At 58.5% G+C, this 25,832-nt stretch carries 26 protein-coding genes and 3 pseudogenes; 13 read left to right on the plus strand and 16 right to left on the minus strand.

The window, feature by feature from the left end; translation table 11 throughout:
* Window positions 1–470: 470 nt before the first annotated feature.
* Together V4R08_RS14875 and V4R08_RS18235 are read left to right on the plus strand one after the other, a co-directional pair.
* A pseudogene (locus V4R08_RS14875) lies at window positions 471–1,000 on the plus strand (IS3 family transposase); the annotation flags it as partial.
* 114 nt (window positions 1,001–1,114) lie between these two features.
* The gene (locus tag V4R08_RS18235; RefSeq protein WP_442935688.1) at window positions 1,115–1,270 is read left to right on the plus strand and encodes a KTSC domain-containing protein; all 156 of its coding nucleotides are present in this window, start codon (window positions 1,115–1,117) and stop codon (window positions 1,268–1,270) included.
* Window positions 1,271–1,400: 130 nt separating this feature from the next.
* On the opposite strand, the gene V4R08_RS14880 is transcribed toward V4R08_RS18235, so the two are convergent.
* From V4R08_RS14880 to V4R08_RS14910, 7 genes are all read right to left on the minus strand, one after another.
* Window positions 1,401–1,676 (minus strand): DUF1488 family protein, encoded by a 276-nt coding sequence (locus V4R08_RS14880; RefSeq protein WP_335577866.1) that lies wholly within the window; start codon window positions 1,674–1,676, stop codon window positions 1,401–1,403.
* A 111-nt stretch (window positions 1,677–1,787) separates the two neighbouring features.
* Window positions 1,788–2,084: a hypothetical protein gene (locus V4R08_RS14885; RefSeq protein WP_335580055.1), complete on the minus strand. Its 297-nt coding sequence runs from the start codon at window positions 2,082–2,084 to the stop codon at window positions 1,788–1,790.
* Window positions 2,077–2,346 (minus strand): hypothetical protein, encoded by a 270-nt coding sequence (locus V4R08_RS14890; protein ID WP_335580056.1) that lies wholly within the window; start codon window positions 2,344–2,346, stop codon window positions 2,077–2,079. Before V4R08_RS14890 ends, V4R08_RS14885 begins: the two co-directional genes overlap by 8 nt.
* Window positions 2,343–2,594 carry a hypothetical protein gene (locus tag V4R08_RS14895; RefSeq protein WP_335580057.1) on the minus strand — a complete coding sequence of 84 codons (252 nt, stop codon included), beginning with the start codon at window positions 2,592–2,594 and terminating at the stop codon, window positions 2,343–2,345. The genes V4R08_RS14890 and V4R08_RS14895 overlap by 4 nt, the downstream gene beginning before the upstream one ends.
* Before the next feature lie 532 nt (window positions 2,595–3,126).
* Window positions 3,127–3,255 carry a hypothetical protein gene (locus tag V4R08_RS14900; protein ID WP_335580058.1) on the minus strand — a complete coding sequence of 43 codons (129 nt, stop codon included), beginning with the start codon at window positions 3,253–3,255 and terminating at the stop codon, window positions 3,127–3,129.
* Window positions 3,256–3,299: 44 nt separating this feature from the next.
* Entirely contained in the window at window positions 3,300–3,551 is a 252-nt protein-coding gene (locus V4R08_RS14905; protein WP_335580059.1) for a hypothetical protein, read from the minus strand.
* Window positions 3,548–3,799, minus strand: coding sequence for a hypothetical protein (locus tag V4R08_RS14910; RefSeq protein ID WP_335580060.1), 252 nt, complete (start codon window positions 3,797–3,799; stop codon window positions 3,548–3,550). Before V4R08_RS14910 ends, V4R08_RS14905 begins: the two co-directional genes overlap by 4 nt.
* A gap of 265 nt (window positions 3,800–4,064) precedes the next feature.
* Between V4R08_RS14910 and V4R08_RS14915 the strand changes: the two genes are divergently transcribed.
* The 6 genes from V4R08_RS14915 to V4R08_RS14940 all read left to right on the plus strand — a co-directional run bounded on the left by V4R08_RS14915 (window position 4,065) and on the right by V4R08_RS14940 (window position 12,027).
* Window positions 4,065–4,274, plus strand: coding sequence for a cold-shock protein (locus tag V4R08_RS14915; protein WP_011509387.1), 210 nt, complete (start codon window positions 4,065–4,067; stop codon window positions 4,272–4,274).
* A 442-nt stretch (window positions 4,275–4,716) separates the two neighbouring features.
* Window positions 4,717–5,676 (plus strand): class I mannose-6-phosphate isomerase, encoded by a 960-nt coding sequence (locus V4R08_RS14920; protein ID WP_335580061.1) that lies wholly within the window; start codon window positions 4,717–4,719, stop codon window positions 5,674–5,676.
* Window positions 5,673–7,949, plus strand: a complete 2,277-nt coding sequence (locus tag V4R08_RS14925; protein WP_335580062.1) for a glycosyltransferase family 4 protein — start codon at window positions 5,673–5,675, stop codon at window positions 7,947–7,949. The genes V4R08_RS14920 and V4R08_RS14925 overlap by 4 nt, the downstream gene beginning before the upstream one ends.
* Window positions 7,950–7,992: 43 nt before the next feature.
* Window positions 7,993–9,291 (plus strand): glycoside hydrolase family 130 protein, encoded by a 1,299-nt coding sequence (locus tag V4R08_RS14930; RefSeq protein WP_335580063.1) that lies wholly within the window; start codon window positions 7,993–7,995, stop codon window positions 9,289–9,291.
* A 37-nt stretch (window positions 9,292–9,328) separates the two neighbouring features.
* Window positions 9,329–9,544: a hypothetical protein gene (locus tag V4R08_RS14935; RefSeq protein ID WP_335580064.1), complete on the plus strand. Its 216-nt coding sequence runs from the start codon at window positions 9,329–9,331 to the stop codon at window positions 9,542–9,544.
* A gap of 1,208 nt (window positions 9,545–10,752) precedes the next feature.
* A complete protein-coding gene (locus V4R08_RS14940) occupies window positions 10,753–12,027 on the plus strand; it encodes an IS256-like element ISNha10 family transposase (RefSeq protein ID WP_335580065.1) in 1,275 nt (424 codons plus the stop codon).
* Here V4R08_RS14940 and V4R08_RS14945 read toward each other — a convergent pair.
* On the minus strand, window positions 11,953–12,747 hold the full coding sequence (locus V4R08_RS14945) for a sensor histidine kinase (RefSeq protein WP_335580066.1): 795 nt from the start codon (window positions 12,745–12,747) through the stop codon (window positions 11,953–11,955). The genes V4R08_RS14940 and V4R08_RS14945 overlap by 75 nt on opposite strands.
* A 494-nt stretch (window positions 12,748–13,241) precedes the next feature.
* On the opposite strand from V4R08_RS14945, the gene V4R08_RS14950 reads away from it, so the two are divergent.
* Entirely contained in the window at window positions 13,242–13,544 is a 303-nt protein-coding gene (locus V4R08_RS14950; protein WP_335580067.1) for a cupin domain-containing protein, read from the plus strand.
* Window positions 13,545–13,649: 105 nt separating this feature from the next.
* Here V4R08_RS14950 and V4R08_RS14955 read toward each other — a convergent pair.
* Together V4R08_RS14955 and V4R08_RS14960 are read right to left on the minus strand one after the other, a co-directional pair.
* A protein-coding gene (locus tag V4R08_RS14955; protein WP_442935650.1) for an IS630 family transposase occupies window positions 13,650–14,604 on the minus strand; the annotation gives its coding sequence in 2 pieces (ribosomal slippage) (window positions 13,650–14,286 and window positions 14,285–14,604; 957 coding nt in all).
* Window positions 14,605–14,685: 81 nt separating this feature from the next.
* On the minus strand, window positions 14,686–15,219 hold the full coding sequence (locus V4R08_RS14960) for a hypothetical protein (protein ID WP_335580068.1): 534 nt from the start codon (window positions 15,217–15,219) through the stop codon (window positions 14,686–14,688).
* A gap of 89 nt (window positions 15,220–15,308) precedes the next feature.
* Between V4R08_RS14960 and V4R08_RS14965 the strand changes: the two genes are divergently transcribed.
* A complete protein-coding gene (locus tag V4R08_RS14965) occupies window positions 15,309–15,458 on the plus strand; it encodes a hypothetical protein (RefSeq protein ID WP_335580069.1) in 150 nt (49 codons plus the stop codon).
* On the opposite strand, the gene V4R08_RS14970 is transcribed toward V4R08_RS14965, so the two are convergent.
* Window positions 15,450–16,103, minus strand: coding sequence for an integrase core domain-containing protein (locus V4R08_RS14970; protein WP_335580070.1), 654 nt, complete (start codon window positions 16,101–16,103; stop codon window positions 15,450–15,452). The two genes, V4R08_RS14965 and V4R08_RS14970, sit on opposite strands and share 9 nt — an antisense overlap.
* 369 nt (window positions 16,104–16,472) lie before the next feature.
* Here V4R08_RS14970 and V4R08_RS14975 point away from each other — a divergent pair.
* Window positions 16,473–17,462, plus strand: a pseudogene (locus V4R08_RS14975) (IS3 family transposase); the annotation flags it as partial.
* Window positions 17,463–18,061: 599 nt separating this feature from the next.
* On the opposite strand, the pseudogene V4R08_RS14980 reads toward V4R08_RS14975, so the two are convergent.
* A pseudogene (locus V4R08_RS14980) lies at window positions 18,062–19,456 on the minus strand (DEAD/DEAH box helicase); the annotation flags it as partial.
* Between the two features lie 35 nt (window positions 19,457–19,491).
* Here V4R08_RS14980 and V4R08_RS14985 point away from each other — a divergent pair.
* Complete coding sequence (locus V4R08_RS14985) at window positions 19,492–19,968, plus strand: GNAT family N-acetyltransferase (RefSeq protein WP_335580071.1); 477 nt, start codon at window positions 19,492–19,494, stop codon at window positions 19,966–19,968.
* 4 nt (window positions 19,969–19,972) lie between these two features.
* Here the strand turns inward: V4R08_RS14985 and V4R08_RS14990 are convergent, their stop codons facing one another.
* Window positions 19,973–20,743 carry a hypothetical protein gene (locus V4R08_RS14990; protein ID WP_335580072.1) on the minus strand — a complete coding sequence of 257 codons (771 nt, stop codon included), beginning with the start codon at window positions 20,741–20,743 and terminating at the stop codon, window positions 19,973–19,975.
* Between V4R08_RS14990 and V4R08_RS14995 the strand changes: the two genes are divergently transcribed.
* Window positions 20,718–21,272: a thioredoxin family protein gene (locus tag V4R08_RS14995; RefSeq protein WP_335580073.1), complete on the plus strand. Its 555-nt coding sequence runs from the start codon at window positions 20,718–20,720 to the stop codon at window positions 21,270–21,272. The two genes, V4R08_RS14990 and V4R08_RS14995, sit on opposite strands and share 26 nt — an antisense overlap.
* A gap of 593 nt (window positions 21,273–21,865) precedes the next feature.
* Here the strand turns inward: V4R08_RS14995 and terL are convergent.
* From terL to V4R08_RS15010, 3 genes are read right to left on the minus strand one after another with little or no spacing between them, the layout of a single operon-like run.
* Window positions 21,866–23,812 (minus strand): phage terminase large subunit, encoded by a 1,947-nt coding sequence (gene terL / locus V4R08_RS15000; RefSeq protein ID WP_335580074.1) that lies wholly within the window; start codon window positions 23,810–23,812, stop codon window positions 21,866–21,868.
* Complete coding sequence (locus V4R08_RS15005; protein WP_335580075.1) at window positions 23,812–24,276, minus strand: DUF5681 domain-containing protein; 465 nt, start codon at window positions 24,274–24,276, stop codon at window positions 23,812–23,814. Before V4R08_RS15005 ends, terL begins: the two co-directional genes overlap by 1 nt.
* Entirely contained in the window at window positions 24,191–25,627 is a 1,437-nt protein-coding gene (locus V4R08_RS15010; protein ID WP_335580076.1) for a site-specific DNA-methyltransferase, read from the minus strand. The genes V4R08_RS15005 and V4R08_RS15010 overlap by 86 nt, the downstream gene beginning before the upstream one ends.
* Window positions 25,628–25,832: the final 205 nt, after the last annotated feature.

The following is a 25,832-nucleotide window of genomic DNA, read 5'->3' on the forward strand; positions in this document are numbered from 1 at the left end:
GGTGCGGCGCCGACACACCAGGCCGCCCGATCGAACATCCACGCCGGAATCTCCAGCCATCGCGCGGATGCCCGACCAATGAGGCTGCACCGGAAAACTTCTCCGCCAGCCTTCTCGATGACCTCATGAATATGGACCAGGCATCCGGCCCATGGATGCCACGGATAAAGAAGCTCGCGCTCCTCGGTCCCGTGGGCGTTCTGTCGTCGTGTTGTACAATAGCGTCAGAACCCATCGATCCCTGAACAAGGATGCCCCGGTTTCTCGCCCGGTTCAGCGAACCGGTGTGATCAGGTCACGCGCCATTCTGGGCGGACTTCATCACCGCTACGCCCGTGTTTAAGTTTTCGGTACACACAGGGGTCACGATAGGCGCCGATGTTGACCTCACCCCGGCCCGGATTATGTCAACTACGACAAGGAATTGTGGCCGATAGTTCACGGTGCCAAGTTCGGCGCCGGTTAACACCCCGGCGCCGAACATGCTCTGGCTCTCGGACTTTACTTTACCTACGTCAGCACATGGTCGGGCTTCGTCTACGTGGCCTTCGTCATCGACGCCTACGCCCGTCGCATCGTCGGCTGGCGGGTGAGCAGGGCGGCACATGCGAGCTTCGTCCTCGATGCTCTCGAGCAGGCCCTGCACGAACGGCGGCCTGTCCATCGCGGCGGCTTGATGCATCATTCGGACCGCGGATCGCAATATGTTAGCATTCGCTACACCGGGCGCCCGGCTGAGGCCGCTATCGAGCCCTCCGTCGGCAGCGTCGGCGACGCTTACGACAACGCTCTCGCCGAGACGATCAATGGCCTCTACAAAGCCGAGGTCATTCATCGGCGCGGCTCGTGGCGAAGCTTCGAGGCCGTCGAGTTCGCGACGTTGACCTGGGTCGATTGGTTCAACAGTCGCCGGCTGCTGGAGCCCATCGGCAACATCCCGCCAGCCGAAGCCGAGGCACGCTACTACGCCATGTTGCAAGAGCCAGCCATGGCAGCCTGACTCAAACCAAACGGCCTCCGGCAAACCCGGGACGGTTCACCGAAACCATTGCTGTGAAGTATTGGGGTAACCTGAATCTCAGCCAGCTTCGGGATACATATCGGGATACATATTATCCCTACTGCTTATTCCTACTGCGAGATGCCAAGGCCAACCTTGAATACATTCATGTCGGCGCCATCGATGGGCAAGTTTTATAACGCCAACATCAAGGGTTCGGGAAAGGATGGGCCGTACGACTGTAGAACCCATCGGAAGCCGAGCTACTGACGTCAACAGGGTCCTTTCCGAGTGGCGGCCGGAAGCCATTCGGCGGCTCGTGGACATCGGGCTGAAGGCCAAGGGGCAAACGAGTTGGGCGATATGGGCACGGCGCCCGTCGTTTGGCCGTCGCGTCCCGTCAGCGAAAGTCGGTGCTGCGCAGGATGAGACCGGGCGGCTTGCCCTCGAATTCGGAGTTCTGGAACTTGCGGATCGCGCAATCCTCGATCCGGTCGCGTAATCGCTCGAACTGCGCCGCGCGCTGGGCAGGCGCGATGCGCCCGGATTTTCCCAGGCTGTCCAGCGCGTCGGTGCTGATGGCGCAGGGGATTTCCACCTTGTCGTTCATCATCGAGAACAGCACGACCATGCGGTCGAATTCGAAGCCGCGAAAGGCTCCGCGTGTCAGCGTCATGACATTGTTTCCTTCCCTGTAGCGAGCGCACCAGATATCCGGCGCTCGATTTCACGTTCATCGAGCCGCTGCGGAGCAGTCCGCGTCCGACCCAGGCGAACCTGTTCGCCCTCAGCCTTCACCGGAGAGCCTGGCAAAATCCGCGATCACGGCCGCGACGAGGTCGCGATGATGGGTATCGGTGTCGGCGAGGCTCGCGGCATACAAGTTTAGCACGTAGCGGGCCTTCGCGGCCGCCTCGTGCCACGAGGCGGCCGGAACCGCCAGTAGCTCTATTTCGAGGATGCCCTGCTGTTCGCGAAGAATTTTCGCATGGGTCTCGATCTCCGCCAGCACGCGGCGGATATCGGTGGCCTTTTGCGCGGCCATGCCGCGATGCTTGTCGAGATCGACAGGAGTATCACTCATGTGATGCACTCGCGTCGTTGCGCTGCGCGTCCGACAGATCGACCGAACTGATAGTCACCATTTCCATCGTCGCTGTATGCGAGGCTGCGCTCGGCACCATGATCATGGTGGCGACACGGCGAAAGCAGGAAAACGACAACCCCTCGATCATCTCGTCGTCGGTGACGATCTCGTAAGGACCGGCGGGCAGCAGGCGACCGACGCCCTTCATGTTGAAGGGATGTTTGAAGTAAACTGTTTCCCGCCGCGTTCGGGTCGTCATGATCCGTCTCGCCTGTTTCGCCGCAGCGGAAATGCTATGTCGTCATAGAGGCTGCGAATCTGGTCCACGGTGAACCGCTCCTCGCCGACCTCGAGCAGCGCATTCTCAAGCAACTCTGGCGTGAGGCTTTCCATGGCAAAATGGATCGCCTCGGCCGCGTTCGAAAAGCGCCGGTACGTCGTTTTCCGGTGCGCCTTCATGCCGGAGCGCTTCGTGTAGAGGTCCGCGCTGGCGTCATAGTTGAACATGTCCGGATAATGCGCTCTTTCGGCCCGGCTCGCTAACGATAACTTTCAGCCGAAGGCAACGCGAGCCACGTCATCGTGCGGTGAAGGCCTTGTATCGTCAGGCTTTGTCGCCACCTGTACAGGACGACTGCGTTTATTTGTGGCGCAGCCCGCCTCACCTTACGCCGCAGCGCCAAAGGCGGCTGGACGATTTGTGTCATCTATGATGTCTGCAGGATCAGGCTTGCGACCGAAGTTCGCTCCGCCTTCCACTCCGCCCAATCAATCAGCATCGGACAACCTTCTCGCCAAGTTCTATTCTATTCTCGTCACAGCGGTGCACAACCTTCTGGTATCCGCGGTGACGGTGGTCAGCATGGCGCGGCCGCCGACTGGCTGTCTCGCACGCGAAACCGGCTTTGCGAGACCTGCTCAAGACAGGGGTCGCATCCAGAGCCCAGTACACTTCAGCGGGAGCGCGAATACTCAACCCAATGAAGCAAGAAGCTAATTCGATAACTTTGATGGCGGTCATGCCTCGATAGCTGTCGGCTCACGGCTTCTTTTTGCCCGCACCGAAGTTTGGCTGCCAGGCCACAGTGCCCTTTTGACTTGGTGCTGCCGCGATGATCTTTGCCTTTTCCTTTTTTGGCTTCTTCGACTCTCGATTGCTTTTTGCCACGGGGATCTCCTCTCGTTGAGAACGCGTCTCTTTAAACAGCGCACTCACATCGAGCAGTAGCGTTTCGTACTTCGAACTGCGTCGTCGATCTCGTCGGCCAACTCGGTTTCACTTATTTGATGAAGGTTGTCGGCCAATGTCGAAGCCTGAACCGAACTCATGGAGAGCGGTTCACGATCTGCGTAGCAGAACTTGATGCGCCAAACGCCTTCCCGGTTTCGATGCGGTTCGATCAAAGTTATCGGAAGATCTGGTAATCCGTTTTCAGAAAATAGCATCGACAGCGCGCCCGTCATGGCATCGCACTAAATTCGTCTGGGATCTGTCCTTCCCGATAAAAGACCGTCGGCTCCTCGTCATAGTCGCCGGTTTCATCATCAGAGGTTATCGAGAAGGCAACGACGCCTGCCTTGGACAGTGCGAGCCTCTGCGCGGTCCGACGGGCGCCCTCTGCTGATCGACACACAATCGGCCTGTCTGGCTTCAACTGGTCGCCTTTTGCGGCGTTAAAAGCCTGCACGAGAAATTGCGTTTGAGGCGACATTCCGTAGACGTGCGCTCTTTCCGGTCTAATAGCTATTTATTAATTCCGGACCTGCCCTCATAACGCAGGACACCAAATGTGACGTGATTTGACCGGGCCCTTGTATTTTCCCTAAGTCACCATATGTAGGTCAAATTCGAACTGTCGCTCTGGCTTGTTGACCGCGCCGAAACCGGCTCTACTCCCCAAGACATCGCTGAACTCGGATCAAACTTGCACGGACGTCGTGCGAGCGAACGCGCTTTCGCGCATCTTGGAGACTATAATGGCAACTGGAACAGTGAAGTGGTTCAACGCGACAAAGGGCTTCGGCTTTATTCAGCCTGACGGTGGCGGACAGGATATCTTCGTTCATATCAGCGCGGTCGAACGCGCTGGTCTGAGTTCCCTCAATGACGGTCAGAAGGTTTCGTTCGAAGCCAAGACCGACAGCATGCGCGGCAAGACCAGTGCTGAAAACCTTCGCGTCGATTAAATCCGCCGATTTGAGATACCCACGGATGTACTGGGACCTCTAGATCGGCTGCGCGTCTCTCAATGGGAGGCGTTCTCCAGGTTATCGAAGTGTGATGGAACCCGTCGGCTGCGAAGCCGACGGGTTCTCAGTTATCGGGCGGCATTTGTGCCAAGATAGCCATGGCTACTTGGCTTGAAAGAGCGCATGAATACGAAGCGCCTAATTATAGCGCTGGCGCGGAATTCGGCAGCAATTCGACCTTGTTAAAGCTCGGTCGCGACACGTCCGCTGAATGTGGGCATGAAGATTTCGTTGCCGCCACCTGAACCGCGATGCTGTGCATCGCGAACGACGCATTAGCTTAGCTTTTAAATCAGGATCGCGCCGCGCTCACAGCAGTGAGCGGCGTTACCCCATCTCGTGTCGGTTCGATTTGTGAGCCGGAGGCCCGGGAGGCCATGTGACGATCGAACATGCCGTTATGCAAATGCATCGCAAGCCTTGGGGAAGCACCGATTTGCTGCCATGGGCTGCGGCACCTGCAAACGGAGATGCGATCGGTGAGCTGTGGTTCGAACGTGCTGATGCCGTCGCGCCAAAATCGGCGTTGCTTCTCAAGTTGTTGTTCACAGCCGAGCCGCTATCCATTCAGGTTCATCCGGACGACGATTTTGCGCGGTCCATCGGCCTGCCGAACGGCAAAACTGAGGCCTGGTATATTCTCTCTGCGAAGCCCGGCGCGCAGGTTGCCGTTGGTTTGAAACATCCGCTGTCATCAGCGGAGTTGCGCGCTTCGATCGAAGACAGTTCCATCGCTGATAAGGTGCAGTGGCGCCCGGTTCGTAACGGCGATGCGATCTTCGTCTCTGCGGGCACCATTCATGCCATCGGCGCCGGAATCGTTCTTGCGGAAATCCAGCAGCAAAGCGACGCCACCTTTCGCCTGTTCGACTATGGACGGCAACGTGAATTGCATGTCGATCATGCCGTGGCCGTTGCCAAAACAGGACCGGCCGAATCTCAGCTACCGCCGCATAAGCTGACCGAAGCAAGAACCGCGCTCGTCGTCAGCCCGCATTTTGTACTGGAGCAGTTCGATCTTCCGGTAAATTCCATCTGGATGCTCGACGCGCCGGAAGAGACCTGGGTTTTGGTTCTCGGAGGCCATGCCCGGATCGGTTTGATCGACGCATCTCGCGGCGATGCCATTTTTGCGGACGCGGATCGGGCCGGAATCGAAACCGGTGATGAGGGTGTGATGGGCTTGCTCGCCTATCTCGGCCCGAATGTAAATTCCAGCGCGCTTGAGCAGCAGAGCAATATCGGCACCGTTACCGGTCCGGTTTCTGCGTGCGCGCCATCAACGCAGACTGCGTCCGAACACCTGCCGCCGTTCGCAGAACAGGAGGCACAGACATGACCACGCTGAATCGCATGGCGTTGATTGGCAACTCATTGCCCCGCCGGTGCGGAATTGCGACCTTCACCACCGATCTCCAGCGCGCCGTCGCCGACTCTCGTCCGGATCTCGAAGCTACCATCGTGGCCATGACCGATCATGATCAGCTCTACGATTATCCGCCCACCGTCGGTTTCCAGATCAACGATAGCCGCCTCGAAGACTATATCGGGGCAGCGGATTTCCTGAACGGCGGTAAGTTCGAGGCCGTCTCTCTGCAGCACGAATTTGGTATTTTCGGAGGCGAGGCCGGCGATCGCATCATGGTGCTGCTGTCGCGGCTCACCATGCCGATCGTCACGACGCTGCACACGGTTCTGTCCGAACCGACAACCGCGCAGCGCGACGTGCTTTCGCGCATCGTGGCGGTTTCGTCCAAGATCGTCGTCATGGCCGAAAAGGGCCGCGAACTGTTGCGCGCGGTCTATCAGGTGCCCGACGAAAAGATCGAAGTCATCCCTCACGGCATTCCGGAGTTTGAATTCGTCGAGCCGGACGGAGCCAAAGCCAAGCTCGGATTCACCAACAGAGCGGTAATTCTGACGTTCGGTCTGCTCTCACCCAACAAGGGCGTCGAGGTCATGATCGATGCCATGCCGTCCATTCTCAAAAGCCGGCCGGATGCCGTCTACGTCGTTCTCGGCGCCACCCATCCGAACCTGGTGCGGGATCAGGGCGAGGCTTATCGTGAGAGTCTCATCGAGCGCGCCCGCAAGGCCGGCGTCGAGGATCACGTGGTGTTTCTGGATCAGTTTGTCGATCAGAAGACGCTGCTCGATTTCATTTCCATGTGCGACGTCTACGTCACGCCTTATCTCAACGAAGCCCAGATGACGTCAGGCACGCTGGCTTACAGTTTTGGGCTGGGGAAAGCCGTCGTTTCCACGCCATATTGGCATGCGAGGGAATTGCTTGCTGACGGCCGCGGCATTCTGGTGCCGTTTGGCGATGCTGCAGCGATCGGCAGCGAGATTGCAAAGCTGCTGAAGAACGACGCGCTGCGGCAGGCGATGCGAAAGCGTGCCTATTCGAGCAGCCGCTCCATGACGTGGGAACGAACGGCGGATCGCTACATGTCCGTGTTTGAAAATGCCGGCCGCAGGCATCGGCTCAAGACGATTGCCCGATCGGACACCAGCACGTTGTTGCGAGACAGCCATGCTCCGCCGGAAATGCAGATCGATCATTTCCTGTCGATGTGCGACGATACCGGCCTGTTTCAGCACGCCGTTCACTGCGTGCCGGATCGCTCTCACGGCTATTGCATTGATGACAATGCGCGCGCGCTGCTGTTGGCATGCGCGCTCAACAATCCCGGCGAGCAACGCCTGCCTGAGGTGCTGACGGCCCGCTTCGCCGCTTTTGTCCAGCATGCATGGAATCCCGACACGAAACGTTTCCGCAATTTCATGGGCTTCAATCGCAGCTGGCTTGAAGACGCGGGATCGGAGGATAGCCATGGCCGAACGCTCTGGGCGTTGGGCGTGTGTGCGCTTGCTGACGCAAACCCGTCCCGGCGGACATGGGCGGCGGCGCTGTTCGCCGACGTCATGTCAACCGCGGAGAAACTTGGTTCACCGCGCGCGTGGGCATTCGTGTTGCTGGGGCTCGACGCCTACTGCGCCGCGGTTGTCAATGATGCGCGGGCGATCAGCCTTCGCCTTCTTCTCGTGAATAGATTAATGTCGATTCTTGCCGCGGTCGAGACGCCGGACTGGCTCTGGTTCGAGGAAGGGCTGGCCTATGACAATGCTCGCTTGCCGCAAGCACTGATCCTGACCGGCATCGCCACTAAGACATCGGCCTATCTCGAAGCCGGTCTGAAATCCCTGCACTGGCTCGTGACGCAGCAGACCTCCACCACCGGTCAGTTCAGACCCGTCGGCACCGAAGGATTTTCCGACAGGCGAAAGCCGCCCCAGGCGTTCGATCAACAGCCGCTGGAAGCGGCCGCGACCATCGCCGCCTGTCTTGCGGCGTGGCGCGCCGATCATGACGTGGAGTGGAAGGCCGAAGCGGCGCGCGTGTTCGCATGGTTCCTCGGCAGCAATGATCTGTCGGTCTCTCTGGTCGATCTGGAAACCGGGAGCTGTCGCGATGGCCTGCACCCCGATCGTCCCAACGAGAATCGCGGGGGCGAATCCGTGGTGTCTTATCTTCTAGGTCTTTGCGAAATTCGCCAGATTGCGCGCCTCAGCGAGAGCCGCGCGAATCTCCTGCCGCGCGTGGCCTGACGAACTCGAACGTTCACACCTCGTCAAACAATCCGAGGATTCCTTGTCTCAACATCCATTCCTGAACCGTCAGGCGCTATCTCTGCGGCCCGACCCGAGCCGCGTAATTGTGCGGTCTTTCAAACCGGCAACCGAGCCACGCGACCTCAACCCGACGGACAAGACCCGCGCCAACCATATCGTGGACAGAGTTTTAAGCCTTGATGCCGATGCCGCAGCGAGCCAGTTGGCCGACGTCCTGGAGAATTTTCAGGGGCGGCACCGCAACCTGCTGCGGGTATTCGAGACGCGCGCCGAAGAGATGGAAGGCGCGCTGGCCGAGCACGCCGCTTTCACGCAGGTACAGCGCCAACTGATTGGCGCTTACTTCCTGAATGAATATTCGTTTGAGGCATCCGCGCTATTCAATCCCAGCATCGTGGCGCATCCGGATCAGTCGGACACGCCGAAAGGCAGTCTGCGGTTTGTTCTGAGCCTTCGCGCGGTCGGCGAAGGCCATGTGTCGTCGTTGACGTTTCGATCCGGCGTTATCGCTGCCGACGGAACCGTCAGCGTAGATTCCGCTGCCCGCCTTGCATCGAGCCCCAAGATCGTCGATCCGGTCTATGATCTTGAGAAAGACGATATCGAGGTCGCATTCCAGGCCGATGAAGATATCAGCGAGCGAGTGATTTTTCCCGTCACGGCATCGCAATCCAACGGAATCGAGGATGCGCGCTTCGTTGAATTCCGCGAGGGCAGCCGAAGAACTTACTACGCAACCTATACCGCCTACAGCGGACGGGCGATCCGGTCCGAACTGATCGAGACCTCCGACTTCGTTTCGTTTCGCCTGTCGGTGCTGAACGGCAGCGCGGCGCGCAACAAGGGCATGGCGCTATTTCCCCGCAAGATCGGTGGCAAATACGCGATGATCGCGCGACAAGATAACGAGAACGTCTATCTGATCTATTCGGATGATCTGTACACCTGGGATGGCGGGCAGGCGATCTTGAAGCCACAATTCCCGTGGGAGTTCGTACAGATCGGCAACTGCGGATCGCCGATCGAACTCGACGAGGGATGGCTGTTGCTGACGCACGGCGTCGGACCGGTCCGGAAGTATTCGATCGGAGCAGCGTTGCTCGACAAAAATGATCCTTCGAAGGTGATCGGCCGTTTGCGCGAGCCCTTGCTTCGGCCCGACCCCTCGGAACGAGAGGGATACGTTCCGAACGTCGTTTATACGTGCGGCGCAATGCGACACAACGACAAGATCATCTTTCCTTACGCGGTCTCCGATACCTTTTCCAATTTTGCGACCATCGAAATCGCCGCCTTGATGAAAGCCATGGGCGGGTGATGATGGCCGTCCCAGTTCAACGTCAGGGAGATCCGACATGAGTGAACGGCTCGATACATTGAAGAAGGCGCGGGATCGAATGATCGAAGACCGCGATGCCCATGCCAAGGTGCTCGCCGCGCCATTTGACCGCGACAAGGCAGAGCGCGCTCGAACGAAATTCATGGAGATCCAGGGATTGGTGGACGCGCTCGACCGTGCGATCCGCGGTGAGCAAGCCGCGCCGAATCTCGGTCCGTCACCGACTTCATGATGATTTTGGCTGCTGCTGGTGTCGTGTCGGTAGTTGGTAACTCCAGAAGTCCTAAAAAATCTGCGAACAGCTTTTGCGGCAGAGTTTAGACCGCCGCCGGGCTTCCCATATAGAAATAATCGCCAGCACACTATCATCGGCGCCGGCGACAGAGAGACGTTCCCGTGCTCCCCGCCCACAGAGGGAGCCAGCTATGAACGCTATCATCTATCCAATTCATCTTCAGAGAAGCTCAGAGCGCAAATGGGCAAACCGCGTCGCTCGTGAATTGCCTATTCGAAGTTCGCGACCCGAGGGGACTGATACCTGCGCTTGCGGGTATATCGTAACAGCACCCGTGAGCTCACAATATTCGCTCCATGCCGTTACCAACAAATGGCACTGCTCTAAGTGCAATGCCCGGTGGACGACGGAAGCATCCCTTTGGTGCAGCACCTAACGGATCGAGCCTCCCTGATTCGGCTTCCTCGCCGCAAAAGTCGAATAATGAACGGCGCTTGCGGCGTTCTGAGCGCTCCTCACCGCCCGGACTCCGGCGTTTTATCGGTGACTGAGAGTGTTGCGCTCCCGCCTTCGGCAAACAAAGGAGCCACGCCATGCAGACTCGACCTCGCTTTCCACAGAATCCCAAATCGCTATATCAACGCCTCAAGTATGCCTTCGGGCGGCGCTTCGCCTTAGCCGAGGTTGGGATCATCGCCGCGCGGCCATAACGGATGCCACGCTCGGGGATAATACGATCGGCGAAGTTGTGCACGTCTCCCGCTTGATCCCTTGAGAGCGGTCATCTGCCAAGTTCGGCGCCGATTAATATTCACGGCTTAGGCTTGAAACTCCATTTGTGAAATTCTCGGGCAACAGCCTATGACGGCAATGTGGACAGGCCGTGATCATATTCCGAGATCACCACACATTATCAAGTGCTTTGACGGTCAAGGAAGATAAGTTGGTTGGTCTCTCAAGGAACCGTCGGCATCATCGATTCCGCGGGTAACGCCTCTATTTACTTATTCCGCCGCCACCCGCTGACGTCAGGGAAGCCAACGGCATGTCGATCGCGTAGACGAAACCTGCCGGCTGATACGTCAATTGCACGTCGCCCTTGAGCAGGGGGATGTCCCGGGTTCTGTTGAATTTTTGAAGAGGTCGGCGTTGCCCACCTTGAGCCGGTAGGCTCGGGGTGCTGATTCCACAAGGAGAGCAACGCCATGACGAGAGATATCACACCGGCTGGTTTGCCGGCGACCGGAGCTGTGGACGAAGCGTTTGCGGAAGTGCGGGCGAGCTTCGATCGGTTCTGCCTTACGGCAGGGATCGAAGTGCTCGGCACGATGATGGAGGCGGATGTCACGGCGGCCTGCGGGCCGCGCCACGGTCGCGATGCGGCGCGGCGGGCGCACCGTTGGGGCCGAACGCGGGGACGGATCGGCTTCCACGGCGGCAAGATCGAGGTCGAGCGCCCGCGGGCCCGGGGCGTGGACGGCCGCGAGATCACGATCCCGAGCTGGGAAACGGCGGCGCAGGAGGACTGGCTCGGTCGCTGGGCGATGAACCTGATGCTGATCAATGTGTCGACGCGCCGGTTCGGTCGCGCTGTCCGGCTGCCCGAGGGTGACGTGCTGGCACCGCCCGGATCGGGGGTTTCGAAGTCGGCGGCCTCGCGGAGGTTCGTAGCGCTGTCGGCGGCGCGGCTGGCCGACTTCATGGCTGCCGATCTATCCGCGCTCGACCTTCTGGTGGTGCAAATCGACGGGTTGCATCTCGGCGGCGATCTCGTGCTGGTCGCCGCGATCGGGGTTGACGGCGAAGGCAATAAGCATCCGCTGGCGCTGGTGGAAGGGGCGAGCGAGAACGCCGCAACGGTTCAGGCCCTGCTGGACAACATGGTCGCGCGCGGGCTCGACCCGACGATGCCAAGACTGTTTATCGTCGACGGCGCGAAGGCATTGTCGAAGGCGATCCGCCGCACCTTCGGTTCGGCCGCTGCGATCCAGCGCTGCCAGATCCACAAGGCGCGCAACATCATGGAACGCCTGCCGAAAGAGCATCATGCGGCCACCCGTCGGGTGCTGCGTCAGGCTTGGGAGCTCGATGACGCCGACAAGGCTGAAAAATTGATCCGCAATCTCGCGCGTCGACTCGACCAGCAATGGCCCGGCGTAGCGGCCAGCATCCTCGAAGGCCTCGACGAAATCCTGACCATTGTCCGGTTGAAGCTGCCGAAGGAGCTTCGTCGATCGCTCGCCTGTACCAACATCGCCGAGAACATGATGGGCACCATTCGCCGCGTCACCCGCAACGTCAAACGCTGGCGGGATGCCGGTATGGCCTTGCGATGGGTCGCGGCCGGCATGATCGAGGCCAACAAGGGCTTCCGACGATTGAAGGCGCACAAACAACTATCGGTACTACGAGCGGCCCTTCAAGCTCACCACAATCGCATGACGATCAAACCAGTTGCCCACGTCACGAGGGCTGCGTAACATCCATTCCGCCAACGTCGGCCCGACGCGTAGTTCAACAGCGATCGGGACATCCCCTTTGAGCTGCTTGCCTAGCGTCTCGATGAGGCGCGTCCCGAAACTGTGGTTTTCCGGAGCGTGAACTACTGGACCGTTCATTTCGGTCCATGCCAGGTGCACGCGCTGCGTCTTTGGATCCAGCGTCCAGGCGACGTCGACGTGCCCAGTTGGCTCCGACAGGGCTCCGAACTTCGTGGTGTTCGTGCAGAGTTCATTGAGCGTCATGGCTATGGCGATCACGGCGCCCGACGCCATCTGGATGTCCGGTCCTGCAATCGAGAATTTCGGAACGTCCGGATTGTCGAAGGCCTCGGTGGCGCTGCGGATGATATGGCCAAGGTCGGCGCTGTTCCACCTTGCCTGTAGAAGGAGATCGTGAGCTCGTCCGAGCGCCTGCAGCCGGCCCGCGATGGCGTGCTGCGCGTGTTCGGCGCCCTTCACGTGGCGAAGGCTCTGGGTGGCGATGGCGCTGACCGTCGCGAGCGTATTCTTGATGCGATGATGAAGCTCTTCCAGGATCAGCTTCTGCAGCTTGTCGGATGCCTCACGCTCGCGGGCGTCAATGCCGGCCTGAGCCAGCAAACCCTGGGCATCGATTTCGGGCTGCGCCAACAGCAACCGAAGGCTGACATTCTCTGCCTCCAGAAAGTCGTGAGGCGGTGCCGCGCCGTTGAGCGACACCTCTCAATCTTTGCGATATATGGAAATGTAAGGTGGCAGCCATCCATAACCCTGCGCTTGCGCGACCAGTCGGCGGGCATCGCCTTCAGGAGTTATTTTGCCGTTCAAAACCGTGGTCATTCGACCTGTTCTCAAGTTGCCGGCGAGACTTTGGTACATCAAACGCTCGACGAACCCCGCGTATTGAGGCTGAATGCGGTCGCGGTTGCAGACGGCGGCCGAAACGGAGAGATCCGTTATTTCGGTGAAGTCGAGTCATCGGACGCGAGTAGCCGACGCGACAGGGCTCGATCTCGATCGAGACCACGTCCTGCGCACCGACATGCCCCCTCCACGCCGATCCACATGGCTGCGACGCCGGCGGCGCGAAGGTAGTATTTTGCGAATTGTTCGTTGCGTGTTGGCTTGCCCATGCCCCAGGGGCTGTTCAACGCTCTTTACTGAATCTCATGGAAAAGATGGATTTGAGACCGCCTGTCTGCCGGCCGACGACAATGCGTCGCCATTCAAGCTTACGGCCGGCAGCGGAGGCCCAAGCGACGCCCATGATCTGCGGCTTTTTCAGTTGCGACGTGCGCCCGTTCAATCCGCTGCTCGATTCGCTGCCGCGCTTCATCCGCTGTGGGGGCGGGACAGCCACGTCGGACGGACTGCTCGATAATTTCATTCGCTTCGCCGCGAGGGAGGCGAACAGCAAGCGCGCCGGAAGCCAAACTGTTCTCAACCGCCTGTCGGAGTTGATGTTGGTCGAAGTGATCCGCACGCATATGGATCAGCCCTTGTGCTTGACCTCGTGAATCCACTCGGGACGGTCAGGAACGGCGGTTGCCCCGGAGGGAAGGCAGGGCTCGAACGCAGATTTAAGCATCGGAACAAAATAGACCAGCTAGAGCATCGGGCGCTCATTTAAATCCATATCCGGCGGCATTGAAGTAGTTTGAGCACTCATGCGGAGAGAAGAGCGCGCAGATGTTGCCGATGGCCTTCCAAAGATCGTCGATGGTTCTGACAGCCCTGGCGCGTAGATGGGCCTTGAGTTTTGCGAAGGCCATTTCAATGGGATTGAGGTCCGGGCTATAGGGCGGCAGGAACAGGAGCCATGCGCCTTGCGCCCGGATCGCTTTTTCGGCCCGCTCACTTTTATGGCTGGAGAGGTTGTCGAGGATGACGACGTCGCCTGGCTTGAGGGCGGGCGCGAGCTGGGTTTCGACATAGGTCTCGAAGATCACCCGGTTCATTGGGGCATCAATGACCCAGGGGGCGATGAGGCCGTCGCACTTGAGGCCCGCCACGAAGGTCTGCGTGCCCCAATGGCCGAAGGGAGCCTTGCTGTTCAACCGTGTGCCTTTTGTTGAGCGTCCGCGCAGGCGCGTCATCTTGGTGGTGGTGCCGGTCTCGTCAATGAAGATCAGCCGCTCGCGCTGCTTGCGCATGATGGGCTGGCGGCCCACTTTCCACTCGGCCCGGGCCTTGGCCAGTTCAGGTCTGTCTTGTTCGCTGGCCCGAAGAGTTTTTTTTGAAGCTGAGCCCGCAGGCGATCAGAAACTTCGAAAGGGTCGACGGGTCGGCTTTGACGCCTTTGGCTTTCGACAGTTCTTTCGCCAGCTCAGGCATGGTGATGTCATCGCGGGCCGCCACAGCAGCGAGAATAAAGTCCCGGTGGGGCGCGAGCTTGCCATGCCGGAAGCCGCCGCGAGGCCGTGGATCAACCCGGCCGGTCTGCCGCCAGAGCCTCATCAAATTGACGACGAAAGACACCGAAGTTCCGAAGCGCTCCGCCGCATGGTGGCAGGAATGCCCCGCCTCGACATGCGCCACAACACGTTCACGAAGATCGTTCGACAAAGGATACGGCATGGCAAATCACCTCCGCATACTTTGAATCATTTTCAGCCTGATTTGTGAATCGCTTTCGATTCCAACTGACAACCCGTTGCTCTAGTTGTCGTGAGCCGCGATTAGGGCGTCGATATCCTCTTCGGTAAGTGCGGGACGGCTCAGCAGGGCCGCAGCGACGCGCTGGATCGCAGGCCAGTTTTCCTCGACTAGATCGGCAGTCTTTTGGGTCGTAAGGCTGAACAGGCGGCCGAAGTCCTCTGTCTCGGGGCCGTCCAACTCGACGTAGCTGCCCGGCACCGCCGGCTTGCCGTGCTGCCGCAAAACCAGCATCGCCAGGAGGCTGCTCGCGTTGGCGCGATCCACGCGCCAGCCACCGTCGCACGCGCGATTCTGGGCCGCGCGGGACATGGGACGATAGTGATGCTGGGCCTGCGGGCCGGCCAGCGCCACAATGGCGTACTTCTCCGGCGCCTCAAGGTCGTCGGGGGCGAGGTGCGTCGCCTTTGACGTCGTCACCACGGCGCTGGCACCGTCGAGTGCATCGAGGGTCGCGTAGCTTACCGGGATGTCCAGCACGCGCGCGATCACGGCGTGTCCGGCCTCGTGATGGGCGATGCTCTCTTTCTTCCCCACGACGACAAGCTCCGATAACATGCTGACCAAAGCGGCCGACCTGGCGCTCGAACGCAGGATCGGACTGACCTGACCTCGGAGGTTACCCGATGGCCAAGCGGAAGAAAGGTAGCAAGACGGTGCCGAAGAGCAAGACGCTGCTCGGGGAGTTGCCCTTACCCTACGAGGTCCTGGTTGGGAAGCTTCATCTCGCCGGCGGATGTCGGGCGTTTCCGGCCCAGGCAGCGCCTTCAGCATGACTCATACCCGGTCCGCTGAATTTGACGAGAGACCGGCGCATCTTCGTTCAATGATCGGTGCGTTCTGACGCCGTTGTAATAGCCAGCATAGGATTTCAGAATTCGGCGCAGATGCGCCTCGCCCAAGACAATGATGTGGTCCAAACACTCGCGCCGGATCGATCCGATCAGCCGTTCGGCGAAGCCGTTCTGCCAGGGTGAAGCCGGTGCGGTAGGCTTGTCTCGAATGCCCATGGCGCGCAATCGGCGGGTGACAACCGCGCCATAGATTTGGTCCCGATCGCGGATGAGATATTTTGGGGCATCATCCCAAGGAAATGCCTCCGTTATCTGATGTGCAACCCATTCTGCCGTCGGGTTTGCTGTGACGTTGATCCAGACCATGTCTCTGCGGTCTAGCCGGACGATAACGAAGGCATAAAGCACGTCGAAACCGATAGTCGGGACAACGAACAAGTCCATAGCGGCAATATCCGGTGCGTGATTACGCAGGAAGGTCCGCCACCCTTGGCGTGGCGGTCCTCGCCGTTTGACCATGTACTTGGCGACGCTTGATTGAGCGACCTCAAACCCAAGCTTGAGCAGTTCGCCGTGGATGCGTGGCGCGCCCCAAAGCGGATTTTCGATGCTCATCTGCCGGATCAACGCGCGCAGTCCCGTCGCGATCTGCGGCCGACCTCCCAAAGATCGTGACTTCCAGCGCCAATAGCAGCGAAAGCCAGACCGGTGCCAGTGGATGAGCGTCTCGGGACGGATGATGGTGAGAACCTGAAGGATCGACGGGAACCAGCGATACAGCTGGACAAAGAACCAGCGATCGCTGTTTGCGAGTCGAACACGGCCACGCAGTTTGCGCCGCAAAACCATCAACTGATGCCGAAGCGCCGCGTTCTCAGCCTCAAGCCGCAACTTCGACTTGAATGGCGAGGCCAGGACGGCCAAAGCGAAACAGAGCAGCCCGATCATTTCGCCAGTTTAGGTGATTTCATCACGTCATCAACTCGGATAAGTTTTCGGTACACAATGAGATATCCTGCATCTGAGAAGGCAGAGATTATCAAGTTGGTCGAGCAATCACACCTGCCCGCCAAGCGCACCCTGGACAAACTCGGTATTCCCCGCGCCACCTTTTACCAATGGTATAATCGCTATCGTGGCGGCGGGCCTGAGGTGCTGGCTGACCACCGTTCCCGACCGGACCGCGTCTGGAATCGCATCCCCGACGATGTCCGCCGCCAGATCGTCGACCTGGCGCTGGAACTTCCCGAGCTGTCGCCGCGGGAGCTGGCCGTGCGGTTCACCGATGAGCGGAAGTACTTTGTCTCCGAGGCTTCGGTCTATCGGCTGCTGAAGGCGCACGACCTCATCACCAGCCCGGCCTATGTGGTGATCAAGGCCGCGAACGAGTTCAAGGACAAGACCACCGCCATCAACCAACTCTGGCAGACGGATTTTACCTACCTGAAGATCACCGGCTGGGGCTGGTACTACCTCTCGACCGTGCTCGACGACTTCTCGCGCTACATCGTGACCTGGAGGCTCGGTCCCACGATGTGTGCCTCCGACGTCACGGCCACGCTCGACCAGGCGCTGGCAGCATCGGGCCTTGATCACATCACCGTTGCTCACCGGCCGAGGCTTCTCAGCGACAATGGGGCGAGCTACGTCGCTGACGATCTGGCCAATTGGCTCGAAGGCAAGGGCATGCAGCATGTGCGCGGCGCTCCCTATCACCCGCAAACCCAGGGAAAGATCGAGCGCTGGCACCAGACCCTGAAGAACCGCATTCTGCTCGACAACTACTACCTGCCCGGAGATCTCGAACGACAGATCCGCGCCTTCGTCGAGCACTACAATCACGTTCGCTATCATGAGAGCATCAAAAACCTCACGCCAGCCGACGTTTACTTCGGCAGGGCTGAGACGATCCTCTCAGAAGGTCAGCGCATCAAGCGCGAGACCATCGCAAACCGCCGCTTGCAGCATCGACTGCAGGCCGCTTAAACTCTAACCCCTGATGAACCAGAGCCTCCCTTCTCGTAATGCCTGATCAGTCTCAAATTATCTGACGACGAAACACTTAGATTTTGACCGCGATCAATTAGCTCTCATTCTTTCCAAAGCTGATTCGCCCGTCACCACGCCATTTTGGGCAGAGCTCTTTCGGGATCCCGTGTCCCCTCGTTCAATCAACTTAGGGCAAGGCATCGTCTTTGGTGTTCGAGCACGATTGGGAAAGTTGCAGAAACCCGAGACGGAGGAGTTTGTGCCTCTGATCGCGCACGAGATTTTCTAAATTTAAGTTCGTTCAATCGAGGCAATGCAAGGCGACCATTGAGGGCTAGTAAGAGAGTTTCAAGGTTTCAAGTCTACACGTCCAGAATCCGAGCCTGCGCGATCGCCTCCATGAGCCGATCTCGGGATGGCGCGGCCAATCGTTCGACTAGCATGAGCCGTGCCAGCACTAGCGGAGGATCGCCTTCGTCGAGCACGCGGGGGTGCGACAGCACGAAGTCAGCCAGTTCGGCGATCGAGATTTCGGCCAGGCTGCGGCGGTGTTCCGGGCCCTGCGGCGCGCGGAAGGCAATATGCGGCGCGACGGCGATGCGATAGCCGGACACGCCGACCTGCGCGACCACCTGCCAACCGCGTCGCTCCAATTGCACGGCTACGGCCTCCTCGAACGGCGATTCCATTTTGCCTTGCGAGCCGCTGTCCTGCGCCGGCAGCGCGATGGCGCCGCGTACTGCGTAATCAAGGAACGCCTTGAGATGGCGAACGCCAACGGCCTTCGTGCGATCGAGATTGATATCGTCGGCTCGAATGCCGGAAAACACCTTCAGCTCCCGGCGAACGCGCGTGACCGCAACATTGAGACGGCGCTCGCCGCCGTCGCGGTTGATGGCGCCGAACGTCATCGGCAGCTTGCCGGCTGCATCGCGGCAGAAGGTGATCGAGAAATAGATCACGTCGCGCTCATCGCCCTGGATGTTCTCCAGGTTCTTGACGATCACCGGTTCGATGCGGTCATCGGCGAAAAACCATTCGAGCGCCGGGTTTTCGCGCCGAGCGTCGTCGAGGAAGTCCTGAATCAGGGTTTGCTGCTGCACGTTGAAGGTAATCACGCCCATGGTTTGCCGCTGCGTCTCCGGCAGCACCAGCCAGGCTTCAAGCTTGCGGCGGATGTCGACGGCAATGGCGCGCGCTTCCTCACGATTGGTGCGACTTTTGCCGCGGTCATAGATGCCGGTTGGCACGAAGGTGAGCGAGACTGCTTCGTCCTGCGTCACCGGGCTCGGGAAGGTGATCAGATTGTTTTCGTAATAGTGCCAGTTCGAGAACGCGATCAGCGATTCATGGCGGCTGCGATAGTGCCAGCGCAAGCGGCGCGTCGGCAGTCCGGATGCTGCGGCCTCGTCGAGGATGCTTTCGAGATCGCGGTCGAACTCCGGCACGTCGTCGCTGTCGTCATCGTTGCGGCCGAAGAAGTTCGTCGGCGGTAGTTGCTTGGGATCACCGACAATGATTGTCTGACGACCACGCGCGATAGCGCCGACGGCATCCCAGGTTGCTATCTGCGAAGCCTCGTCGAAGATCACGACATCGAACAGGGTGTGGTTGGTCGGCAGATACTGCGCGATCGACAGCGGTGACATCAGCACGCAGGGCGCTAGCTTGCCAAAGCTCTCCGGCATCGCCCCGATCATGTCGCGGATCGAACGGCTCGGCCGCTGCAGACCCATCTGGTGACGCAGCAAGCCTAATTCGGACTGCCGGGGCACTGAGGCCGACGAAGGCAGGTCATGCACCAGCGAGCTGATCACCTTGTCGGTCGCATGCGCCCGCACGAGGTCGCCGACTTCCCTGAAGTCCGCGATGGCGTGTTCGTGCTCGAAGCGCCTGAAGCTGCGCAATTCGCGGTTGGAATCGATAGCTAGCGGCAGCCACCACCTGGCATAGCCGAGACGGAAGGCGCGGCCCGAATCGCCGGGCGCCACCACGACGACAGCGCCTGTTACGGTTCCTTTTTCATTTGGTTCGCTATGCCCATTCCAATGGGGAGGTGCTGGGCGCCTACGTGCATGGTGTACTAATCGGCGTGCTGGGCATGATCCAGCCCGGCCGGTGTCGTCCGACGCTGAGTGGCAGGCTGCGCATTGGCCTTGCACTCTTGACCAGCATCCGGCCCGCGGTTCTGTTGCGTGTCCATCGTTGGCTCGCTGCCTGGGAACGGAACGACCCGCGCGAGCCGCACTGGCACATTGGTCCCTTGGTCGTGCTGCCGGCATATCGGCGGCACGGAATTGGGCGGCGTTTAATGATGCACTGCTGCCAGCGTATGGATGCGCTCTCTGCCTCGGCATGGCTGGAGACGGATCTAGAAATCAACGCGACATTTTATCGGAGTGTCGGCTTTGTTGTGATCAAGCAGGAACTCGTTCTTGAAGTACCGAACTGGTTCATGAGCCGCTCGCCAATGTGCGTCACGTCCCGTGCGCTAATACACTGATCGATCAGATCTTCGCTGTCCCTGTCGCAAAAGAAATCCGGCTGGCGGTTGATCGAGAATTGGGCGATGCTGCTGCCCGATGTCGGATTTGTGCAGACTGATTTTTGGAATGGCGATGGACCTGCTGCGGTCGCGAGCAGCGCTTGAGGCAGAAATTCTGGTCTTGAGGCAACAAATCAATGTATTGCGGCGAACCCGTCCCAAAAGACCTCCCTTCATCTCGATTGACAGACTGATATTGGGAGGTGTCTGCCGACTGTTTCGCAAGATGTATGATGCACTGGCAATCGTCCGACCGGACACCGTGATCCGTTGGCATCGTGTCGGTGTCAGATTGTATTGGCGCTGGAAATCGAGGCATCGCTGCGGTCGACCGGCGGTGCTGTTGGAAATTCGCCGGCTGATCCGTGAGATGAGCGTCGCCAATCCGTTGTGGGGAGCGCCGCGGATCCATGGCGGGCTTCTCCAGCTTGGCATCGAGATTGGCCAGACCAGCGTGGCCAAGTATATGGCGCGGAGGAGGGCTCCATCGCAGGGTTGGAAGACGTTCCTTCGTAATCACGCTGACGGGATCGCCGCGATGGACTTTTTCGTGGTTCGGAAAATCCGCGCCAAGGTCGAGCACGTGTTCCGGGTGATGAAATGCCAGTTCGGTTCGCCCGGGCTTCGCTTTCGCCTTCACGGCCCACAGAACGCCAGCTGCTTCCGCGATTACATATATTTCTATTTCCGTCACAAGGAGATGCGAGATGGCGATGACAACCACCCAGGTCACTTTCGATACGCCGGCGCCGGAGTTTCGGCTTCCAGCGACCGACGGCAAGACTTACGGACTGGACGACCTTGCGGGCGGAAAGGGCACCGTCGTCGTCTTCATCTGCAACCATTGCCCCTACGTCAAAGCGGTGATCGACCGCATGGCTGCGGACGCGCGGGTGCTCATGTCGGAGGGCATTGGTTTTGTGGCGATTTGCTCGAACGATGCGGCGAGCCATCCCGAAGATTCATTTGAAAATATGAAGCATTTCGCCAAGGCTCATGGTTTCCCATTTCCTTATCTGCACGACGAGACCCAAGCAGTGGCGCGAGCGTATGGGGCGGTGTGTACGCCGGACTTCTTCGGTTACAGCGCTGACCGCAAACTCAAGTACCGCGGTCGGCTCGACGAAGGCCGCAAAACTCCGCCCCGCGCGGAGGCGCCCCGAGAGCTTGTCGAGGCCATGCGCGCGATTGCGAGCACCGGTCTGGCGCCCGCTGACCAACAGCCGTCCATTGGCTGCTCGATCAAATGGAAGGATGCATAAAGCCGATCCTTCATCATAGGCCGTACCGGCTACGCAACCGCAACACGGTCTGCGCGCCCAAGGTTCCGGCCTGTCGCGCCACCATTGGTCGGCTGCAGCGGGCGTTCCAAAATACAATTCGATCTGAGAGGCAAGCAGCACGAGGGCCCGCATCGGCGGGCTCCAGGCTGCTGTCAAAGGAAATTGACCCAGTTCATTGTCTCGTCATACCCGCTGAATTCGTGGGCGAGAGCCTGGCTGATGCTGTCGACCTGATCGTCGTGCCGCGATTGAGGGAAAGCGAATAGTTCTGCCGCCAGATCCGGTAGCCACGGAGGGGAGGAGGGCAAAAAAGACCTTTCCACTTTCGAACTTTGCCGCCACGATCTGCGCTCTGGTGAGCTTATCAGTCATTGGCCGTACGCCGGTTGTGAATGCTGATTGAACTTTGACCCCCTCAATCGGTCGCACGCGTAATCTAACGTTTTGATTCTATTGATGCGGGAACAGTGACCCAGGCGCCGAATCGGCGTCCAAACCCGGGCCGAAACACACACCGACGTTGGCAACGCGATCTTGACGGGTCTCAAGAATGGTGGTGTGGGTCCCATTCCTCATCCTACCCAGCTCAAAGTGGTGTCATATCCCGTCCCACCGTATTTGAGAGCCAGACTGATACTATCAACGATGTCGTCGGTCTCTCCGTAAGGATAGCTGAGAAGTTCTTTTTCGACCTGCGACATGAATGACGCGTGTTTGGGAAACTGCACAGCGCCGTCTTTAAATGCGACCTGCTGTGTATAGAGCCGACCTTTCCGATCTTGCTCGATGGGTTGAAGTTTGATTGATGAGCGCCCCGGTAAGTTGAGGTCGCTTTTGAGCGCTATACCTATTGCAGTTTCCTCGATCTGGATCTGTTCTGGATCGTATTTTTGTACGAGATCAACGAACACTTTCCGCAATTCGGGGTACTCGTAAATGCCACGTTCTACGTGCAGCAAATAATATATGTCGCCAAGGCGCATCCAGACCGTGCACACCGTCCAGTCACTTTGCCCGCCGTCCTGGATCGCAGTGTCCCAGGATAAGAAAACGCGCTTGTATCGCTGATCTGCAGGTAGGGCAGTGTAATAGTGAATCCACGCCTGCTTGATAAGATTGCCGCGCCATCTCGGATTTTGGGTAATCCAAGCCAGCGCGTAGACTGTGGAATCGACCTGGTCGTCATAGTTCGAGCTTGGAAACGACAGCAGTTCGTTCAAGTAGGTATCGAGCCAATCTGCCGATTTCGGAAACAGAACGCGTCCGCCTTCGATCATCGACGTTTGGCCATACAATCGCATGATCTTGTTCCCGTCCAGGGTGGGCGCGGCCTGCACCTTAGAAAGGCCTTCGCCACGCAATTGCTGAATCAAAGAAGACCCGGATGACATATCTTCGATCAAAACGACCGTCGCATTGTGCCGTTCAGCGAGACTTTGGACGGATTTTTTAAGATCGGGAAATAAAAGCCTTTTACGGAAAATGTCGAGCAAATAGGCTTTGTTGTCCTTAACTCCCCAGGTGGTGCAGACGCTGAAATTTGCAAGCTCGGTGTCCTTGACGGCCGTGTCCCAACTTTGAAGAATCGTTCCAAAATCGGCAGGCTTCTTGTCTGGAGTATAGAACTTTAGCCACTCGCGCTTGACGATGTGGCCTTCTGGCGGTTGCGGGTTTTGCTGATATTGGGCCGCAAAATGGTACGGCGTCATTGTCTCGCGCAGCGCCTTCAGGGTCGCGGACGGCGTCAGGGACGGTTGAAGAATCACTCCTTCCTTTCGATGAAACCGACTGGTTTGGTACGGCGTTCGAATCTCGTAGGATTCGTCCTCCTCGGCGATCGTCGCAAACGACAGTACTGTCCAATTCTCCGTCTTTTGGACATGAGCTACCAGATCGTCGGCGTGTAGCCGCTGCATCACTATAACGATCGCACCTTCGACTTGCTTGTTGAGACGACTCCGCAGCGTATTGTTGAACCATTCATTCACGCTGTCGCGTCGTGCATCCGACAGCGCTTCATCCGCCTTCAAAGGGTCGTCGATTACAATGACGTCTCCACCACGACCCGTGAACCCACCTCCGACTGAGGTGGAGAATCGGAAGCCGCCCTGGGTGGTTTCGAAGTCAGCTACGGTGTCTCTTCTGGGAGAAACCCTGGTGTCGAACAATGCTTGATAAAATGTACTGTTCATGATGCGACGGGACTGGCGTGCCAAAGTATCGGAAAAATCCTGGGAATAAGAGACGCAAGCCACCTGCTTTTCCGGGAAATGTCCCAGGAACCAAGCCGGGAACGCGATGGATACAGAGTGAGATTTCAGGTGTCGCGGTGGAACATTGATGATGAGCCTTTTGCAATTACCGTAAGCAACATCTTCGAGGGCTCGCGCAATTACTTCCTGATGCCAATTGTATTCGAATGTCGCCGATGGATTTAGCTCAAGAAAAGAACGGTGGATGAATGCAAGCAGGTCCTGCCGGTAGATTTCGGCGGTCATCTCTGCAGGAGATAGGGTCATCAGTCGCTCCCCCGCTCGTCGTATGGCCGCAGGCGTCGATAGATTTCCTCGATCACCGTTTTATCGGTATCGTTAAAAGGGTAGTCGGAAGGTCTGGCAGCTTCGGCGCGTGCTTCGATGCCTGCAATCAAATCGATGAATTTCAACAACAGCTTTTCGTTTCCTGTTGCGCCCGCGTTCGCGAGGTGTATCGCAGCTGCCTGAGCTTTCGATATTCTTCGCTTCTTCCCATCGATGGCTACGGTGACTTGGTCACGTGCGGCGTCCAGTACGAGAGTGGCAATATTTTTGCTGCCCTTGGGGCGACCGGGCCGAACTCGGCCATCGCCCGTTTTGAATTGAGTTTGTTTCGGTGGTTTGCCGTGGCCAATCGAATATTCATCTTTGTTTGCGGCTGGGTCTTCTTTGTCGCGCGTTGTGTTTGCGCGAAGTGTTTGCTTTCCGCCGGACGGGTTTTTGCCCATCCGACTTCTTCCCTCTGGCGTTAACCGCATCCGCTTCGCCATTATTGTTGCGCTCCGTCCGCTGGACCCGAATTTGATCGAAACTCAAATCAGACTCTACATGTATGGCTCTCAAGCCATAGATCCCTTCGAATCGCTGAATGATGAGATCAGCATAGTGCGAATCCAGTTCGATGCCGTATCCCCGCCGGCCGGTCTTCTCGGCGGCGAGCAACGTGGTGCCGCTGCCGGCAAACGCATCCAGCACAATGCCGCTTCGTTTCGAGCAGTCGAGAAGGGCGTCGCTAACAAGTGCAAGTGGTTTCGGAGTCGGATGTCCGGCAAGTGTGACGTCCCGGTCCTTCCCAAAACTACTCATACCGGTATATTGCCAAATATTCGTTCTGCTTCGTCCGAATCGCCCAAGCTCGACATTGTTGATGTGCTTGGCGCGGCCGTTCTTGTAGACAAAAATGAACTCGTGAGCGGAGCGATATAGCGAGCCCATACCGGCATTGCTTTTCGACCAGACGCAGATGTTCTTGAGCTCCGTATATGCATCATCGGCGGCATCGGCCAACTCCCGGATATGTCGCCAATCCATGCATACGAAATGGATCGAGCCATCGACGCTGAATTCTGCGAGATTCGTCAGAGCGCGCCGCAGGAAATTCGTGAATTCCCGCCGGGTCATTTCGCCCGATGCCATGGCAAATTCCCGGTGCCGATTCTTGCCCAAACCAGAAACGTTGCCCGCGATCCGTACGTTGTAAGGCGGATCAGTGAACACCATCTGTGCCCGTTTGCCCCCGAGGAGGCGTTCATAACTGTTCGGCTTGAGGGCGTCCTCGCACAGCAGAAAATGGTTGCCGATCTGCCAGCAGTCGCCGGGCCGCGATACTGCGGGCAGGGAGCGATCGACCTCGGGGATGGCGTCTGCCTCGTCCAGTTCGTTCTCGCTCGCCTCGCCGATAGTCAGATCGATCTCGGCCATCTCGAAGCCGGTGACCGTCACATCGAAATTCGGCTGGACGGAAAGCTCCTGCAGTTCCAAGGCAAGCAGCTTGGGGTCCCATCCTGCCTTCTCGGCAAGTCGGTTATCGGCGATAACGTAGGCCCGGATTTGGGTCGGGCTTAGGTGGTCGACCCTGACGGTCGGAACGTCCGTCATGCCAAGGGACGTGGCGGCAGCAATCCGTGCGTGGCCGGCGACGATGCAGTCCGAGCTGTCGATCAGAACGGGATTGATAAAGCCAAACTCCTGGATGCTGGCGGCGATCTGTTTGACCTGCCGGGGCGTATGCGTGCGAGGGTTTTTGAGGCGAGGTTTGAGCTTGCGCGGGTCTTTATATTTGATAGCCAGCGTCCTCACGGCGCCCCCCAAGCATGGCGTTTATAAAGGTTTGTGCAACTCACCGATTGCGAATCAAAGACCTTGAGAAGTTTCCCATTTCTTTTGCCAATTTTCCCAATTCTATGAGGTGTTTTCCCATTTATTTTTTTACCTCAAAATCCTCAGATATGCCTGTGGCACAGGTGTTTTCTGCATTTTGCCGTTCGAGTCGCAGTGATTTGCC

It is taken from the genome of Nitrobacter sp. NHB1 (assembly GCF_036964665.1).
Taxonomy (GTDB): Bacteria; Pseudomonadota; Alphaproteobacteria; order Rhizobiales; family Xanthobacteraceae; genus Nitrobacter.

Coding starts and splice junctions, on each gene's coding strand:
- terL (WP_335580074.1), bottom strand. CDS start 23,812: ATGACCCTATCTCCTGCAGAGATGACCGCCGAAATCTACCGGCAGGAC.
- V4R08_RS14925 (WP_335580062.1), top strand. CDS start 5,673: ATGACCACGCTGAATCGCATGGCGTTGATTGGCAACTCATTGCCCCGC.
- V4R08_RS14880 (WP_335577866.1), bottom strand. CDS start 1,676: ATGACGCTGACACGCGGAGCCTTTCGCGGCTTCGAATTCGACCGCATG.
- V4R08_RS14915 (WP_011509387.1), top strand. CDS start 4,065: ATGGCAACTGGAACAGTGAAGTGGTTCAACGCGACAAAGGGCTTCGGC.
- V4R08_RS15005 (WP_335580075.1), bottom strand. CDS start 24,276: ATGGGCAAAAACCCGTCCGGCGGAAAGCAAACACTTCGCGCAAACACA.
- V4R08_RS14885 (WP_335580055.1), bottom strand. CDS start 2,084: ATGAGTGATACTCCTGTCGATCTCGACAAGCATCGCGGCATGGCCGCG.
- V4R08_RS14935 (WP_335580064.1), top strand. CDS start 9,329: ATGAGTGAACGGCTCGATACATTGAAGAAGGCGCGGGATCGAATGATC.
- V4R08_RS14910 (WP_335580060.1), bottom strand. CDS start 3,799: ATGTCGCCTCAAACGCAATTTCTCGTGCAGGCTTTTAACGCCGCAAAA.
- V4R08_RS14950 (WP_335580067.1), top strand. CDS start 13,242: ATGCGTCGCCATTCAAGCTTACGGCCGGCAGCGGAGGCCCAAGCGACG.
- V4R08_RS14995 (WP_335580073.1), top strand. CDS start 20,718: ATGGCGATGACAACCACCCAGGTCACTTTCGATACGCCGGCGCCGGAG.
- V4R08_RS14905 (WP_335580059.1), bottom strand. CDS start 3,551: ATGACGGGCGCGCTGTCGATGCTATTTTCTGAAAACGGATTACCAGAT.
- V4R08_RS14940 (WP_335580065.1), top strand. CDS start 10,753: ATGACGAGAGATATCACACCGGCTGGTTTGCCGGCGACCGGAGCTGTG.
- V4R08_RS14890 (WP_335580056.1), bottom strand. CDS start 2,346: ATGACGACCCGAACGCGGCGGGAAACAGTTTACTTCAAACATCCCTTC.
- V4R08_RS14965 (WP_335580069.1), top strand. CDS start 15,309: ATGGCCAAGCGGAAGAAAGGTAGCAAGACGGTGCCGAAGAGCAAGACG.
- V4R08_RS14895 (WP_335580057.1), bottom strand. CDS start 2,594: ATGTTCAACTATGACGCCAGCGCGGACCTCTACACGAAGCGCTCCGGC.